This window comes from Vibrio sp. 1580 (assembly GCF_033340055.1).
On sequence record NZ_JAWOVT010000127.1, the window covers coordinates 1 to 896 of the forward strand.

Annotated in this window: 1 protein-coding gene and 1 pseudogene; both read left to right on the forward strand. The window is 46.0% G+C overall.

Going from position 1 to position 896, the window contains the following annotated elements; translation table 11 throughout:
• Positions 1-516 (forward strand): annotated as a pseudogene (locus R7093_RS24490) (FAD-dependent oxidoreductase); the annotation flags it as partial.
• Position 517: 1 nt separating this feature from the next.
• Positions 518-896: DUF1365 family protein (locus R7093_RS24495; protein ID WP_318146921.1), on the forward strand; the 379-nt coding region annotated here is incomplete at its 3' end.

Sequence of the window (896 nt, forward strand, 5' to 3'; positions counted from 1 at the left end):
CATAGCGACCAGGCTTTAGCGATGCTCAGTGATGCCTCGTCATGTGAAAACGACATTTTGTCTAATATGGCTTACCAAGCAAATGATGTGGTTCTTCACACTGACACGAGTGTATTACCGAAACGAAAATCTGCATGGGCATCGTGGAACTATTTGCTGGAAGGAGGCGAAGAGGAGCAGCAACGATTGCCGTCCCTGACGGACAACATGAACATTTTGCAGCATATCGACTCTTCACACACATTCTGCGTCACCTTAAACCGTACTGAAGATATCGACGAGAACAAGATTCTGCGTCAGTTCACCTACCATCACCCTGTCTTTACGATGGAGTCTATCGCTGCCCAGCAACGCCAAGAAGAAATACAAGGAGCTCAACATACGTGGTTTTGTGGCGCTTATTGGTACAACGGATTCCATGAAGATGGCGTGCGCAGTGCTTTGGATGTTGTGAAAGGAATTGCCGCTAAACATAACGAGAAAAACGACACACGTTATGAACAAGGTGCTGCGTAATATGAGTATCCCTTCTCACAGCCAGTTATTTATAGGCAATGTAAGGCATCGTCGTTTTACGCCCGTTAAGCACGAGCTGAATTACTCAATGTTTATGCCAGCGATTGATTTGGATGAAATTGGCGTACTTGAGAAAAAAGTTTGGGGCTTTGGGACTCGCTGGTGGCATTGGGCTCGATTCAAACGTGATGATTACCTCGGTGAAGGGAGTTTGAAAAAAGCGGTGCAAGATAAAGTCGCAGAACTTACGGGCGTACGTTGCAGCGGCAAAGTGCTGGCTGTCTGTCATTTGCGTTATCTCGGGCTCTATTTTAGTCCAGTGAATTTTTACTACCTGTATGACCAAAAAGGTGAATGGCAATATCTTCTCGCCGAAGTCA